This window comes from Paraburkholderia fynbosensis (assembly GCF_902859935.1).
GTDB classification, from domain to species: domain Bacteria; phylum Pseudomonadota; class Gammaproteobacteria; order Burkholderiales; family Burkholderiaceae; genus Paraburkholderia; species Paraburkholderia fynbosensis.
Window position 1 is genome coordinate 202,545 of the sequence record NZ_CADIKI010000008.1, and the last position, 14,810, is coordinate 217,354.

Annotated in this window: 9 protein-coding genes; 4 read left to right on the forward strand and 5 right to left on the reverse strand. The window is 62.6% G+C overall.

Going from position 1 to position 14,810, the window contains the following annotated elements; genetic code table 11:
- Nucleotides 1-104 precede the first annotated feature (104 nt).
- Nucleotides 105-827 carry a (Fe-S)-binding protein gene (locus tag HV770_RS15685; protein ID WP_175160943.1) on the reverse strand — a complete coding sequence of 241 codons (723 nt, stop codon included), beginning with the start codon at nt 825-827 and terminating at the stop codon, nt 105-107.
- A 177-nt stretch (nt 828-1,004) separates the two neighbouring features.
- Here HV770_RS15685 and HV770_RS15690 point away from each other — a divergent pair, with 177 nt between their 5' ends.
- The gene (locus HV770_RS15690) at nt 1,005-1,811 is read left to right on the forward strand and encodes an IclR family transcriptional regulator (RefSeq protein ID WP_175160945.1); all 807 of its coding nucleotides are present in this window, start codon (nt 1,005-1,007) and stop codon (nt 1,809-1,811) included.
- A 109-nt stretch (nt 1,812-1,920) separates the two neighbouring features.
- Here the strand turns inward: HV770_RS15690 and pbpG are convergent, their stop codons facing one another.
- Entirely contained in the window at nt 1,921-3,114 is a 1,194-nt protein-coding gene (gene pbpG / locus HV770_RS15695; RefSeq protein ID WP_175160947.1) for a D-alanyl-D-alanine endopeptidase, read from the reverse strand.
- 764 nt (nt 3,115-3,878) lie between these two features.
- On the opposite strand from pbpG, the gene HV770_RS15700 reads away from it, so the two are divergent.
- Nucleotides 3,879-4,451: a phasin family protein gene (locus HV770_RS15700; protein WP_095418901.1), complete on the forward strand. Its 573-nt coding sequence runs from the start codon at nt 3,879-3,881 to the stop codon at nt 4,449-4,451.
- Nucleotides 4,452-4,799: 348 nt separating this feature from the next.
- On the opposite strand, the gene lpdA is transcribed toward HV770_RS15700, so the two are convergent.
- The 3 genes from lpdA to aceE all read right to left on the reverse strand — a co-directional run bounded on the left by lpdA (nt 4,800) and on the right by aceE (nt 11,274).
- A complete protein-coding gene (gene lpdA / locus HV770_RS15705; protein WP_175160949.1) occupies nt 4,800-6,590 on the reverse strand; it encodes a dihydrolipoyl dehydrogenase in 1,791 nt (596 codons plus the stop codon).
- Nucleotides 6,591-6,846: 256 nt separating this feature from the next.
- On the reverse strand, nt 6,847-8,493 hold the full coding sequence (gene aceF, locus HV770_RS15710; protein WP_175160951.1) for a dihydrolipoyllysine-residue acetyltransferase: 1,647 nt from the start codon (nt 8,491-8,493) through the stop codon (nt 6,847-6,849).
- Between the two features lie 84 nt (nt 8,494-8,577).
- The gene (gene aceE, locus HV770_RS15715) at nt 8,578-11,274 is read right to left on the reverse strand and encodes a pyruvate dehydrogenase (acetyl-transferring), homodimeric type (protein ID WP_175160952.1); all 2,697 of its coding nucleotides are present in this window, start codon (nt 11,272-11,274) and stop codon (nt 8,578-8,580) included.
- 275 nt (nt 11,275-11,549) lie between these two features.
- On the opposite strand from aceE, the gene fixL reads away from it, so the two are divergent.
- Nucleotides 11,550-14,066 carry an oxygen sensor histidine kinase FixL gene (gene fixL / locus HV770_RS15720; protein WP_217468608.1) on the forward strand — a complete coding sequence of 839 codons (2,517 nt, stop codon included), beginning with the start codon at nt 11,550-11,552 and terminating at the stop codon, nt 14,064-14,066.
- Entirely contained in the window at nt 14,063-14,707 is a 645-nt protein-coding gene (fixJ, locus tag HV770_RS15725) for an oxygen response regulator transcription factor FixJ (protein WP_006051254.1), read from the forward strand. Before fixL ends, fixJ begins: the two co-directional genes overlap by 4 nt.
- Nucleotides 14,708-14,810 lie beyond the last annotated feature (103 nt).

A 14,810-nucleotide genomic window follows, 5' to 3' on the forward strand; every position in this document is an offset into this window, starting at 1 on the left:
TCGAAAACGCGACGCGCGGCACCGGAACGCGCGAGTCGATATGCGTGAAATAAATGGCGCGAGTGGAACGACAAGCGGCAGGCGGCGACCAACGGCCACGCGCCTTATATGTCTCCCGCCAGCACCTGAGCGATGTGCAGCACCCGAGTGGTCGAGTCCCCGGTTCGCCGCAGACGGCCTTCGATGTTGAGCATGCAGCCAAGATCGCCGAGCACCACCGTGCCGGTGCCGCTCGCACTGATATTCGCGCACTTCTCGTCGACGATCGCCGTCGAGATATCGCCGTACTTGACCGCGAAGGTGCCGCCGAAACCGCAGCAATGCTCGCAATCCTTCATCTCCGTCACCGCGACGCCCACCTGCGCGAGCAATGCGCGCGGCTGGCTCTTTACGCCGAGTTCGCGCAACCCCGAGCAGGAGTCGTGGTACGTTACGTGGCCCGCAAACTCGCCCGGCTGCAATTGCACTTTGGCCACGTTGACGAGGAAATCGGTCAGCTCGAACACCCTCGCGCGCACCCGGCCGTAGCGGTTCATCAGTTCGGGATCGTCGGCGAACAGGTCGCCGTAGTGCACGCGCATCATGCCGCCGCACGACCCCGACGGCACCACCACGTAGTCGAACTGTTCGAACTCGCGCAAGGTTTTCTCGGCCAGATCGCGCGCAATGCGCCGCTCTCCCGAGTTGTACGCGGGCTGCCCGCAACAGGTCTGCGCCGGTGGCACCACCACCTCGAAACCGGCGCCTTCGATCAGTTTGATGACCGAAAAGCCAATCTCGGGACGCATCAGGTCGACCAGGCAGGTGACGAACAATCCGACTCGCATGAGCCCTCCTTCGGGAAAACGTCCCTGATTATCCGCTGTTTGGCGCACAATACCAACGGCCGGAAGGCATAGGACGAACGTCTCGCAAATTCGAGCAGCCTTCGAACCGCGTTCGCTTTTTTCACTATACGAGATACAATCAATTTCCGCTGTTTGACGCGTCAACCGATTCTGCCCATGAGCGATACGAACCCGGATCCCAAAACTTCGATCCAGGTGATCGAACGCATGATGCGCCTGCTCGATGCACTCGCGGCGCATAGCGACCCGGTCAGCCTGAAAGAACTCGCTATCCGCACGGAGTTGCACCCGTCCACCGCGCACCGCATCCTGAACGACATGGTGATGTGCCGGCTGGTCGACCGCTCGGATCCCGGCACCTACCGTCTCGGCATGCGCCTGCTCGAACTGGGCAATCTGGTGAAGGCGCGTCTGTCGGTGCGCGACGCGGCGCTGACGCCAATGCGCGAGTTGCACCGGCAGACCGGCCAAACGGTGAACCTGTCGGTACGTCAGGGCGACGAAATCGTCTATATCGAACGCGCTTATTCCGAACGTTCCGGCATGCAGGTGGTGCGGGCCATCGGCGGGCGGGCGCCACTGCATCTGACTTCGGTGGGCAAGCTGTTCCTCGCCGCCGACGAATCCAACCGCGTGCGAGCCTACGCCACGCGCACCGGCCTGTCGGGCCACACGCAGAACAGCATCACCGACCTGAGCAAGCTGGAGCGCGAGCTGTCGCACGTGCGCCAGCAGGCCTGCGCGCGCGACAACGAGGAACTGGAACTGGGCGTGCGTTGCATCGCAGCCGGCATCTACGACGACACCGGCAAGCTGGTCGCCGGCCTGTCGTTATCGGCACCGGCAGACCGCCTGCAGGACTCGTGGCTCGGGCAGCTCAGCCAGACGGCGCTGATGATTTCCGAAGCGCTCGGCTATCGGCCACAGGCGCCTCATGATCATTCGCGCAGTCATCACGCCTGAGACGGCCGCCACGCCTGCACCGTTGCAATGAAAAAAGCCTCGCGAAAATGCGAGGCTTTTTTTATTCACGCGCGGCCGTCCTGAGAACCGGCCGCCGCAACGTCCCACTTCAGGTGCCGGGACCGCTGGCATCCGCGCTGGTGATACGCGGCTGGTCGCCGCCGTTATCGAGCCACGTGCGCAGACGCGTGGCGTCCGCGAAACGCGAATACTTGCCCGACGAATCCAGCAGCACCATGATCATCGGACGGCCATGAATGGTCGCCTGCATCACGAGGCACTCGCCCGCCTCGTTGATGAAACCGGTCTTCTGCAGACCAATGTCCCACGTCGGGTTGCGCACCAGCGCATTGGTGCTGTTGTACGCCAGCGAACGCTTGCCGGTGTACACCTCGTAACTGCGATCGGTCGAGAATTTGCGGATCAGCGGGTACTGGTACGCCGCGTTGACCATCTTCACGAGGTCGCGCGCGCTCGACACGTTCTGGCTCGTCAAACCCGTGGGGTTTTCGAAGTGAGTGTCGGTCATGCCGAGTTGTTTGGCCTTCGCGTTCATCGCGGCGAGGAACGCCGGACGGCCGCCTGGGAAATACCGCGAGAGCGCAGCGGCGGCTCGGTTTTCCGAGGCCATCAGCGCGATGTGCAGCATGTCCTCACGCGACAGTACCGAGCCCACCGACAGACGCGAGCCGGTGTTCTTCTCGTAGTCGCGGTCTTCGTCGGTAACTTCGATCTGGTCAGTCATCGACTCTTTCGAATCGAGCACCACCATCGACGTCATGAGCTTGGTGATCGACGCGATCGGCACCACGGCGCGCGAGTTCTTGTCGAACAGCGGCTCGCCGGAATTCTGGTCGATCACGTAGGCGACGCTCGAGCGCAACATCAGCGCGTCCGGCGTTTCGTGCAGGCCGAAAGCCTGGCCGACGGTTGGCTGGCGCGGCTCATACGCGACGCGGCGCACCACCGAGTGATGACGGCCGTTCGACGTGAAGCTCACGCGCTTGCGCCTCGCGCTGGCACGCGGCGCATCGTCGTCCGCGGCGGCTGCGGTTTTCACCGCCGCGCCTTTACCGGCCTTCGCCGACTTGCCCGACACCTTGGCGGTGGCGGCAGCGGCGGCCGGCTTCTTCGCGGCTTTAGCGTGTTTGGAAGTTTTTGCGGTCGCAGCAGCCGTGGCGGCAAAGCTGCTGACAGGCGTGGCGAACGCCGCTGCGACGACCAGGGAGACGGCCACCGACAGAGCGGTGCTGCGGGCCGCGCCGTGGATCACTTTTAGCGACGAAAACATGTCGGTTTTCATGGGTGTTCGGTAGGGAGCGGCGAGAAGTTTCCGCAAGTGTAGTAAAACAACGAAAAATTAGCAATTTTAAGCACTTATAAGCGCTCCTTAAACCGGCTTGTAAGCTCCGATCGCAAAAAGACAAATAAGTGCCGCGCGTCGATCGAAAAAAACGATCGGCAACGCGCTGGGCCTCGCCCTTGTCGCCATCCACCGAATCGACGGATTTTTGCAGCTTAACGGCAATTTCGAGACAACCTTGATGAGGGGAACTACGGTTGGAGCACCGGCAGGTGCAGCCGCCGACGCGGCAGACGTCGTTGGGGCCTCTGCTCATCTTGTAAACACCTGCTGGAGACCGCCAACGCGCATTCGACCGGCATGAAGCATTAACGTTCCGTGACAGTTGGCGGTTTACACTGAATTGTCATTTCACGACTTTTCGTGAGATGCGGATGTTACCGTTCCCCGGCCGATCCCGCTGTGGCGGAAGAAAAACCTCACCGAACTCGTCCCGAATATCGATTTGTGCCGCACCAGCGCGGTGCAGCAGTCAAATCATCCGGCGTCACACGAATGACATGCTTACTGCATAACGTGTTGTTTTGTCAGCATTTTCTTAAAATTGTGCGCCGCACAAAAATCGCTTGACATTCGCTGTGGTCATCTTAAAATGAGGACATTGCTGCGATGCACAATACATCGCGGCCCGGGGAGACGACCTTCCGTCTCGCCCCCACCCAATGCGGTCCGCGCAGACAGACCGCAATCCAGGAGCGTAAACCATGACTCTGCTGACCCCTGAGCAATTCGCCGCAGCCCAGAAAGCCAACTTCGAAACGCTGTTCGGCCTGACGACCAAAGCATTTGAAGGCGTCGAAAAGCTGGTTGAGCTGAATCTGCAAGTCGTCAAGTCGACGCTCGCGGAAAGCCAGGAAAATGCCCAACGCGCGCTGTCGGTCAAGGACGCGCAGGAATTGCTGGCGCTGCAGGCGAGCCTCGCACAGCCGGTGGCTGAAAAGGCGCTGTCGTATGGCCGCCACGTGTATGAAATCGTTTCGGCAACGCAAGGTGAATTCACCCGCGTCGCGGAAGCCCAGTTCGAAGAGCAAAACCGCAAGGTGCAGTCGCTCGTCGAAAACGTCGCGAAGAATGCACCGGCCGGTTCGGAAACCGCCGTCGCCGTGATGAAGTCGGCAATCACCGCCGCCAACACCACGTACGAAACGGTTCACAAAGCAACCAAGCAAGCTGTTGAAATCGCCGAAAGCAACTTCAACGCAGCCGCTACCGCCGCGTCGAAGGCCGCTTCGCAAGCCGCTGCGCAAGCATCGCGTTCGGCCAAGAAAGCAGTCTAAGTTTCAGGCATCGCTTTCGGGCAGTACCTCACGCCAGCACCGCGCAAGCAGTGCCGGCGTTATCGTAAGCAACAGCGTCGTGCCGTTGCCGCTCACACGGTTTGATTGGCCGAACGCTCCGATACGTTGAACAGCGTATCGTTTGCCCGGCCAAAAGCCGGGATTTTTTTGGCCGGCTGCCGGACATGAGGCGGCGAGCATGCGTAAGCCACCGCCGCGAGTGTCATGGCGGCACGACAGGCGCCCTGCCCTGTTGCCCGATGAAAAGAAACGGCGCGTTCCCGGACGGGACGCGCCGTTTCTCTTTGCTCTTTCGAACCCGCCCGCAAGCGGGCCGGCCGAACGGCTTTACTTCTTTTTCTGCGGCGGCAAATCGGTGCAGACGCCTTCATACAGCTCGGCGGCCATTCCGATCGATTCGCCCAGCGTCGGGTGCGGATGAATCGTCTTGCCGATGTCGGTCGCATCCGCGCCCATTTCGACTGCGAGACAGACTTCGCTGATCAGGTCGCCCGCATTCAGACCGACGATCCCGCCGCCGATCACGCGATGCGTTTCCTCGTCGAACAGCAGCTTCGTGAAGCCTTCGTCGCGTCCGTTGGCGATCGCGCGGCCCGAAGCCGCCCACGGGAACACCGCCTTGCCGTACTTGATGCCCGCGGCCTTCAACTGGTCTTCAGTCTTGCCGGCCCACGCCACTTCCGGATCGGTGTAGGCCACCGACGGAATCTGCAGCGCGTCGAAGTACGCCTTCTCGCCATGCGCGGCTTCGGCGGCGACGTGCCCTTCGTGCACCGCCTTGTGCGCGAGCATCGGCTGACCGACGACATCGCCGATCGCGAAGATGTGCGGCACATTGGTGCGCATCTGCTTGTCGACGTCGATGAAGCCGCGATCAGTGACCGCGACGCCCGCCTTGTCCGCGCCGATCCGCTTGCCGTTCGGCGTACGGCCGACGGCGACCAGCACGAGGTCGTAGCGCTGCGCTTCGGCCGGCGCCTTCTCACCTTCGAACGACACGTAGATGCCGTCGTCCTTCGCTTCGGCTGCGGTGGTCCTGGTCTTCAGCATGACGTTCGCGAAACGCTTGCTGTTGTACTTCTCCCACACCTTGACCAGATCACGGTCCGCGCCGGCCATCAGGCCGTCGAGCATTTCGACCACATCGATTTGCGCGCCGAGCGTTGCATACACTGTCGCCATTTCGAGGCCGATGATGCCGCCGCCGATCACCAGCATGCGCTGCGGAATCTGCCGCAATTCGAGCGCGCCGGTCGAATCGACCACGCGCGGGTCTTCCGGAATGAACGGCAGCTTCGCCGCTTCCGAGCCCGCGGCGATGATCGCCTGCTTGAACCTGACGACCTTCTTGCCGCCTTCGGTCTGCACTTCCATGTGGTTCGGATCGACGAACGCGCCGGTGCCCGTCACCACTTCGACCTTGCGTGCCTTGGCCATGCCCGCGAGGCCGCCGGTCAGCTTCTTGACGACGCCCGACTTGAAGTCGCGCAGCTTGTCGAGATCGATCTGCGGCTTGCCGAACGTGATGCCGTGCGAGCCGAGCGCTTCGGCTTCGTCGATCACGAGCGCCGTATGCAGCAACGCTTTCGACGGAATGCAGCCGACATTCAGACACACGCCGCCGAGCGTCGAATAACGCTCGACCAGCACCGTCTTCATGCCGAGGTCGGCCGAGCGGAACGCGGCCGAATAGCCGCCGGGGCCCGAACCGAGCACGAGCATGTCGCACTCGATATCCGCGCTGCCCGCGAAACTGCCGGCTTGCGGAGCGGGCGTGGGCGCCGCCGGCTTCGGCGCGGGCGCTGCGGCAGCCTGCGCCGGAGCCTTTTCAGGCTCGCTGGCCGCGGCCTTCGGTGCATCCTTGGCGGGCGCCGCGTCCGCCGACGTTTCGACGAGCGCGATCACGGTGCCTTGCGAGACCTTGTCGCCGGCTTTGACGCGGACTTCCTTGACGGTACCGGCGGTATCGCTCGGCACTTCGATGGAAGCCTTATCGGATTCGAGCGTCATCAGCGCCTGTTCGTTCTCGATGACGTCGCCCGCTTTGATATTGACTTCGATGACATCGACGTCCTTGAAGTCACCGATATCCGGTACTTTTACTTCGACGAGACTCATGTTGTCCCCTTCTCTTATTGATCGTGATGTGCGAAGAACCTACCCCATGCGCCCAAAAGCTCGCAGCGCGACGGACAGAACCATCCTTTGCTGACCGCCGAAGGACGCGCCTTTCTTTTGCTTACTTTTTTTGGAAGACAAAGAAAAGTAAGTGCCGCCCCGCAGAGGGGCGACGCCAATAGACCGACAGGAATGCAGGTTCTACAAAAGTGCGCGGATCACAGACAAACAGTCAGCGCCCCGCGCAACATCACCATCAAAGAATCACACGCCGGAAATCGGCAAGAAGCGCCCCAAGATACGCATTGAAGCGCGCAGCTTCAGCGCCGTCGATAACCCGATGGTCATACGACAGCGACAGCGGCAACATCAGCTTCGGCACGAACTGCTTGCCGTCCCACACCGGCTTCATCGCTCCACGCGACAGACCGAGAATGGCGACTTCAGGCGCGTTGATGATCGGCGTGAAATGCGTGCCGCCGATCCCGCCGAGCGATGAAATCGAGAAGCAGCCGCCTTGCATCTGATCCGGCTTGAGCTTGCCGTCGCGTGCGGCCTTCGACAGATCCGTCATTTCCTTCGCGATCTCGACGAGCCCCTTCTTGTCGGCGTCGCGAATCACCGGCACCACCAGACCATTCGGCGTATCGGCGGCAAAACCCACGTGGTAGTACTGCTTGAACACGAGGTTGTCGCCATCGAGGCTCGCGTTGAACGTCGGGAATTTCTTCAGGGCCGACACCACGGCCTTGATCACGAACGCCAGCATCGTGATCTTCACGCCGGCCTTTTCGTTTTCCTTGTTCAACTGCACGCGCAGCGCTTCGAGTTCGGTAATGTCCGCTTCGTCGTTGTTCGTGACGTGCGGAATCATGACCCAGTTGCGATGCAGGTTCGCGCCCGAAATCTTCTTGATGCGCGACAGCGGCTTCGGATCGATCGGACCGAACCTGGTGAAGTCGACCTTCGGCCACGGCAGCAAATTCAGCTCGCCGCCACCTGCAGCGGCCGGCGCCGCACCTGCGGGCGCCGCACGCTGGCCGGTCATCACGCCCTTGATGAAGGCGGTCACGTCGGCTTGCGTAATGCGGCCCTTCGGACCCGTGCCCTGCACCTGCGTGACGTCGACACCGAGTTCGCGTGCGAACTTGCGCACCGACGGCGATGCGTGGCTCGCGTGGCGCGTGCCGCCCTCGCCAGCCGGAATCGACGGTGCTTGCGCAAGCGCCGACGGTGCGGCCGGCGCGGGCGACGGCGTGGCCGGCGCATCGGACGGCTCTTCGGCGGGCGCCGGCTTCGCAGCCGGTGCGGGCGCCGGCGCGGCAGCCGCGCTCTCGGCTTGCACGACCACGATCACCGAGCCTTCCGAGACTGTATCGCCGACCTTGACCTTCACTTCCTTGACGACCCCGGCGGCCGAGCTCGGCACGTCCATGGTCGCCTTGTCGGATTCGAGCGTCACCAGCGACTGCTCTTTCTCGACGCGATCCCCGACCTTCACCGCGACTTCGATCACGGGAATGTCCTTGTAGTCGCCGATATCCGGCACCTTGACTTCCTGCAGGCCGCCGCCGCTCGCAGCGGGTGGGGGCGCAGCAGCCGGCGCGGGCGCCGGTGCGGCAGCAGGAGCCGGGGCCGGGGCCGCAGCCGCTGCTCCACCTTCAGCGCCTTCCAGCACGACGATCAGCGAACCTTCCGACACGTTGTCGCCGACCTTGACCTTCACTTCCTTGACGACGCCGGCCGCCGAACTCGGCACATCCATGGTCGCCTTGTCGGATTCCAGCGTAACGAGCGATTGCTCTTTCTCGACGGTATCACCCGCCTTCACCAGCACCTCGATCACAGGAATGTCCTTGTAATCGCCGATGTCCGGCACCTTGACTTCGATCGCTTGACTCATTGTTAGTGTCTCCTGGGCCGCGCACGCAGCCTGCCTCTGTCGATCAGAAGCAGGCGCGCACCGTGGCACACGGGGAATGATGCCTTAGACGGTCATCGGGTTGGGTTTGGCGGGATCAAGGTTGTACTTCTTGAGCGCCTCGGCGACCACCTTGCGTTCGATCGTGCCTTCGTCTGCCAGCGCGTTCAGCGCGGCAACCGTGACCCAGTAGCGGTCGACTTCGAAGAAGTGGCGCAGCTTTTCGCGAGTGTCCGAACGGCCATAGCCGTCCGTGCCCAACACGACGAACTTCTGCGGCACGAACGCACGGATCTGCTCGGTCAGCGCGCGCACGTAGTCGGTCGATGCGATGACCGGACCTTGCGCGTCCTTCAGCAGCTTCTCGACGTGCGAGAGTTTCTTCTCTTCGGTCGGGTGCAACAGGTTCCAGCGCTGGACTTCGTGACCTTCGCGGGCCAGTTCGGTGAAGCTCGGCACGCTCCACAGGTCGGCGGCGACGCCCCAGTCGTTCTTCAGCAAGTCGGCGGCGGCGATCACTTCGTTGAAGATCGTGCCCGCGCCCATCAGCTGCACGCGCGGTGCCTTCTTGTCCGCTTCGGCCTTGCGGAACGCGTACATGCCCTTGATGATGTCGGCCGCTACGGCGTCGCCCTGCGGAATCGCCGGGTGCTCGTAGTTTTCGTTCATCACCGTGATGTAGTAATACACGTCTTCCTGGTCAGCCACCATCCGGCGCAGACCGTCCTGCATGATGACCGCGAGTTCGTAACCGAACGTCGGGTCGTAGCTGATGCAGTTCGGCACCGAAGCGGCCCACAACAGCGAGTGGCCGTCTTCGTGTTGCAGACCTTCGCCGTTGAGCGTCGTGCGGCCCGCGGTGCCGCCCAGCAGGAAGCCGCGCGAGCGCATGTCGCCCGCCGCCCATGCGAGGTCGCCGATACGCTGGAAGCCGAACATCGAGTAGAAGATGTAGAACGGGATCATGATTTCGCCGTGCGTCGAGTACGACGTCGCGGCGGCGATCCAGTCCGCCATACCACCGGCTTCGTTGATGCCTTCCTGCAGAATCTGACCGCTTTCCGACTCGCGGTAGAACATGAGCTGGTCGGAATCCTCCGGCACGTACTTCTGGCCGTCCTGATTCCAGATGCCGATCTGACGGAACAGGCCTTCCATACCGAAGGTACGCGACTCGTCCGGCACGATCGGCACGATGCGCTTGCCGAGCGCCTTGTCCTTCAGCAGGATGTTCAGGATTCGCACGAACGCCATCGTCGTGGAGATCTCGCGGCCTTCGCCCGTGCCCTTCAACAGCGGCTCGAACGCCGACAGTTCCGGCACCGGCAGCGAGTCCGCCTTCTGGCGACGCGCCGGCAGATAGCCGCCGAGGTCCTGGCGGCGAGCGCGCATGTACTCGAGTTCCTTCGAACCTTCTTCGAACTTGAGGTACGGCACGTTGACGAGGTCTTCGTCGGCGATCGGCAGACGGAACTGGTCGCGGAATTTCTTCAGCTGCTCCACCTGCATCTTCTTTTGCTGGTGGGTGATGTTCATCGCCTGGCCGGCTTCGCCCATGCCGTAGCCCTTGATCGTCTTCGCGAGAATGACGGTCGGCTGGCCCTTCGAATTCGACGCTTCCTGGAACGCTGCGTAGATCTTGTGCGGATCGTGGCCGCCGCGATTCAGATTCCAGATGTCCTCGTCGGACCATTCGGCGACCAGCGCCTTGAGTTCCGGCGTGTTGAAGAAGTGCTCGCGCACAAAGGCGCCCGACTCGGACTTGTACGTCTGGTATTCGCCGTCCACGACTTCCATCATCCGGCGCATCAGCGCGCCCGACTTGTCGCGTTGGAACAGCGCATCCCAGCGGCTGCCCCAGATCACCTTGATCACGTTCCAGCCAGCGCCGCGGAATTCGCTTTCGAGTTCCTGAATGATCTTGCCGTTACCGCGCACCGGGCCGTCGAGGCGCTGCAGGTTGCAGTTGATCACGAACACCAGGTTGTCGAGGCGTTCGCGACCGGCCATGCCGATCGCGCCGAGCGATTCCGGCTCATCCGTTTCGCCGTCGCCGAGGAAGGCCCAGACCTTGCGGCCTTCGGTCTTCGTGATGCCGCGCGCCTGCATGTACTTCATGAAGCGCGCCTGGTAGATCGCCATGATCGGACCGAGGCCCATCGACACGGTCGGGAACTGCCAGAAGTCCGGCATCAGCCACGGGTGCGGGTACGACGAGATGCCCTCGCCGCCCACTTCCTGACGGAAGTTGTCGAGCTGGTTTTCGCTCAGGCGGCCAAGCAGGAACGCGCGCGAGTAGACGCCCGGCGACGAGTGGCCCTGCACGAACACGAGATCGCCGCCATGCTCGGCCGACGGCGCGTGCCAGAAGTGGTTGTAGCCGACGTCATACAGCGTGGCCGCCGAAGCGAACGACGCGATGTGGCCGCCGACGTTGGTTTCCTTGCCCGCGCGCAGCACCATCGCGATGGCGTTCCAGCGCGTGTACGAGCGGATGCGGTGTTCGAGGTCCTGGTCGCCGGGGATTTTCGCCTGGCGGGCAACCGGAATCGTATTGATGTACGGGGTGTTGGCCGAGAACGGCAGATGTTCGCCGTGCACGCGGGCGAACTCGATCTGTTTCTCGATCAGGTAGTGGGCACGGTCGGGGCCCACAGCAGAAATCACGCCATCCAGCGCCTCAAGCCATTCGCCGGTTTCCTGGGGATCGTCGTCTTTTTCAGCGGCGACATATTTCATGACTTCGTCGGGTACAGCGGACATGCTCGTCTCCTGGGTATAGAGGAACGCTCTTTGGACAGACGACGCGGACGAAGCACGACCGCGGCAACTGCGGCCGATTGTAATAAGGGTCCCGACGTCCACGCAACAAAATTTTCAAATGACGAGATCAATTCTCATAATGCGGAAAATTGCTGCGACGCAACCTGGTTTGACTGCCGATCGACGGATACGTCGGCTAGTTTGCGCCGATTAATGGCACTTTCCGTGCTTTTTTGCGCCTTTTGTCAGTCACGCGCTGCGCTACAATGCCACGCATGTTGACCGAACGGCTTTTCGCTCGCTCGGCGCGCACCGCCGGTTCGCCGGGCGATTCGACGCCGTCCTCCCGCTGGCACCATGGACCATGGTGGTCGAATTCCTATTTGCTGACGCCGCTCCTGTCGATCCTGGTTTTCCTGGTCGTCATGAGCCTGATCCTGTGGAGCCTCAACCGGCGCGAACAGCAGCAGCAGGAAGACACCCTCTACCGTAACGTCGCGTGGGCGCAGCAGCAGATCCGCCTGTCCATGACCGGCGCGCAGGAACAGATTCAGGCGCTCGCGCGCGATCTGGCCACCGGCCACGCCGATCCGCATTCGTTCCAGGCGTCCATTACGGACATCATGCAGGGGCATCCCGAGATCCTCTACATGAACTGGTACACGAGCGCACAGCAGCCGCGCTGGCCCAATACCGCCCTGCCCGTGTTCGGCCAGCGGCTCGCGAGGCCCAACGACGCGCAGATGGACGAAGCGGTCAAAGCCGCCTTCGCCGAAGCGCGCGACACGCGCCGCCAGGTTTATTCGCCGCTGATCTACGACGACCTCGGCAACGGCTACATCACGCTGCAAACGCCGGTGTTCCGTGACCGCGAGTTCCTCGGCGCGATTGCGGCGGTGTTCTCGGTCGAAGGAATTCTCAAGCGCGACATCCCGCCCGAGCTGTCTGCCAAATACAAGATCTCGATCATCGACGTGAACAACCGCGAGTTGACCACCACGTCGACCCGCCCGCGTCTGCCGCGCGACATGTTCTATGACCTGCCGCTCGATCCGCCGGGCCAGGGCATCTCGGTGCGTGTCTACGCGTTCCCGCAGATGACCAACTTCACCAACAACACGCTGGTGTGGCTGGTGGCGGGCCTCTCGTGCTTCGTGTTGTGGAGCTTGTGGAGTTTGTGGAAGCACACGCGCCAGCGCTTCGAAGCACAACAGGCGCTGTACGCGGAAGCGTTCTTTCGCCGCGCGATGGAAAACTCGGTGCTGATCGGCATGCGCGTGCTCGACATGCACGGCCGCATCACCCACGTCAATCCCGCGTTCTGCCGCATGACCGGGTGGGACGAAAGCGATCTGGTCGGCAAAAACGCGCCGTTCGCCTACTGGCCGCGCGACGCCTATCCTGAGATGCAACGCCAGCTCGACATGACGCTGCGCGGCAAGGCGCCGTCCTCCGGGTTCGAGCTGCGGGTGCGCAGGAAGGACGGCTCGCTATTCCATGCGCGTCTTTATGTATCGCCGCTGATCGACAGTTCGGGCCGCCAGACCGGCTGGATGTCGTCGATGACCGACATCACCGAGCCCAAGCGTGCGCGCGAGGAACTCGCCGCCGCCCACGAACGCTTCACCACCGTGCTCGAAAGCCTCGACGCCGCGGTGTCGGTGCTGGCCGCCGACGAAGCCGAGTTGCTGTTCGCCAACCGCTACTACCGGCACCTGTTCGGCATCCGCCCGGACGGTCATCTGGAATTGGCGGGCGGCGGGTTCGATAGCGCACAGGCGTCGTCCGATTCGATCGATATGGTGGATACCTACGCGGGCCTGCCCGCGGCCGCGTTGACCGAAAGCACCGCCGATGCGCAGGAAATCTACGTGCAAAGCATCCAGAAGTGGTTCGAAGTGCGCCGTCAGTACATCCAGTGGGTGGACGGCCACCTCGCGCAGATGCAGATCGCGACCGACATCACCACCCGCAAACGGGCACAGGAACTCGCGCGCCAGCAGGACGAAAAGCTGCAGTTCACGAGCCGCCTGATGACGATGGGCGAGATGGCCTCGTCGCTCGCGCACGAACTCAATCAACCGCTCGCCGCGATCAACAACTACTGCTCCGGCACTGTCGCGCTGGTTAAATCCGGTCGCACGACGCCCGACAACCTGCTGCCGGTGCTCGAAAAAACCGCCCAGCAGGCGGTGCGCGCCGGCATGATCATCAAGCGCATCCGCGAGTTCGTGAAGCGCAGCGAGCCGAAGCGGCAAGCCACGCGCGTCGCCGATATCGTCGCGGACGCGGTGGGGCTCGCCGAGATCGAAACGCGCAAGCGCCGCATTCGCATCGTCACCGATCTGCGCTCGCGCCTGCCGGTGATCTACGTCGACCCGGTGCTGATCGAGCAGGTGCTGGTCAACCTGCTGAAGAACGGCGCCGAGGCGATGGCCGAAGCCCGCCCGAACGCGGTCGATCCGGTGATCCGCGTGGTCGTGCGGCTGGAGAGCGGCTTTGTCTGCATCAGCGTCGTCGACCAGGGTCCGGGCGTCGACGAAGCGACAGCCGAGCGGCTGTTCGAACCGTTTTACAGCACCAAGTCCGATGGTATGGGCATGGGGCTGAACATTTGCCGTTCGATTATCGAATCGCACCGCGGCCGTCTGTGGGTGGTGAACAACGTCGAGTCCGACGGCCACATCACAGGCGCCACGTTCCATTGCAGTCTGCCTATTGGAGAGCCTGACGGCCCGAGCAACGGCGGGTCAGAGGCGCCGACACCACAAACCGTTACGGGAGAGCTATGAACAGCCCAGTCACCACACAGGAAACTGTCTTTGTCGTCGACGACGACGAGGCCGTGCGAGATTCGCTGCGCTGGCTGCTGGAGGCGAACGGCTACCGCGTGCAGTGCTTCTCCAGCGCCGAGCAGTTCATCGACGCATGGCAGCCGCATCAGCATCCAGGCCAGATCGCCTGCCTGATCCTCGATGTGCGCATGTCAGGCATGAGCGGGCTCGAGTTGCAGGAACGCCTGATCGCCGACAACGCGTCGCTGCCGATCATCTTCGTGACGGGTCACGGCGATGTGCCGATGGCCGTGTCGACGATGAAAAAAGGCGCGATGGACTTCATCGAGAAACCGTTCGACGAAGCCGAGTTGCGCAAGCTTGTCGAGCGCATGCTCGACAAGGCCCGCAGCGAGAGCACCAGCGTGCAGCAGCAGCGCGCCGCCGCCGAGCGCCTGGGCAAGCTGACCGCGCGTGAGCATCAGGTGCTCGAGCGCATCATCGCAGGCCGTCTGAACAAGCAGATCGCCGACGACCTCGGCATCAGCATCAAGACTGTCGAAGCGCATCGCGCGAACATCATGGAAAAGCTCAACGTCAATACGGTCGCCGATCTGCTGCGACTGGCGCTGTCGAACAAGCCGCAACCCGCGCAATAAATCCGACGGGCGGCATTCCCCGCAAAAAGCCATCGCATTGCTCACGGCCGGACTGCAGAAGCGTCCGGCCCGCAGCGGTTCCACGCCTGCGCTACCCGCGCGC

Excerpts from the sequence above, each read along its gene's own strand:
- fixL (WP_217468608.1), top strand. The coding sequence starts at position 11,550 with ATGTTGACCGAACGGCTTTTCGCTCGCTCGGCGCGCACCGCCGGTTCG.
- pbpG (WP_175160947.1), bottom strand. The coding sequence starts at position 3,114 with ATGAAAACCGACATGTTTTCGTCGCTAAAAGTGATCCACGGCGCGGCC.
- HV770_RS15700 (WP_095418901.1), top strand. The coding sequence starts at position 3,879 with ATGACTCTGCTGACCCCTGAGCAATTCGCCGCAGCCCAGAAAGCCAAC.
- aceF (WP_175160951.1), bottom strand. The coding sequence starts at position 8,493 with ATGAGTCAAGCGATCGAAGTCAAGGTGCCGGACATCGGCGATTACAAG.
- lpdA (WP_175160949.1), bottom strand. The coding sequence starts at position 6,590 with ATGAGTCTCGTCGAAGTAAAAGTACCGGATATCGGTGACTTCAAGGAC.
- aceE (WP_175160952.1), bottom strand. The coding sequence starts at position 11,274 with ATGTCCGCTGTACCCGACGAAGTCATGAAATATGTCGCCGCTGAAAAA.
- HV770_RS15685 (WP_175160943.1), bottom strand. The coding sequence starts at position 827 with ATGCGAGTCGGATTGTTCGTCACCTGCCTGGTCGACCTGATGCGTCCC.
- fixJ (WP_006051254.1), top strand. The coding sequence starts at position 14,063 with ATGAACAGCCCAGTCACCACACAGGAAACTGTCTTTGTCGTCGACGAC.
- HV770_RS15690 (WP_175160945.1), top strand. The coding sequence starts at position 1,005 with ATGAGCGATACGAACCCGGATCCCAAAACTTCGATCCAGGTGATCGAA.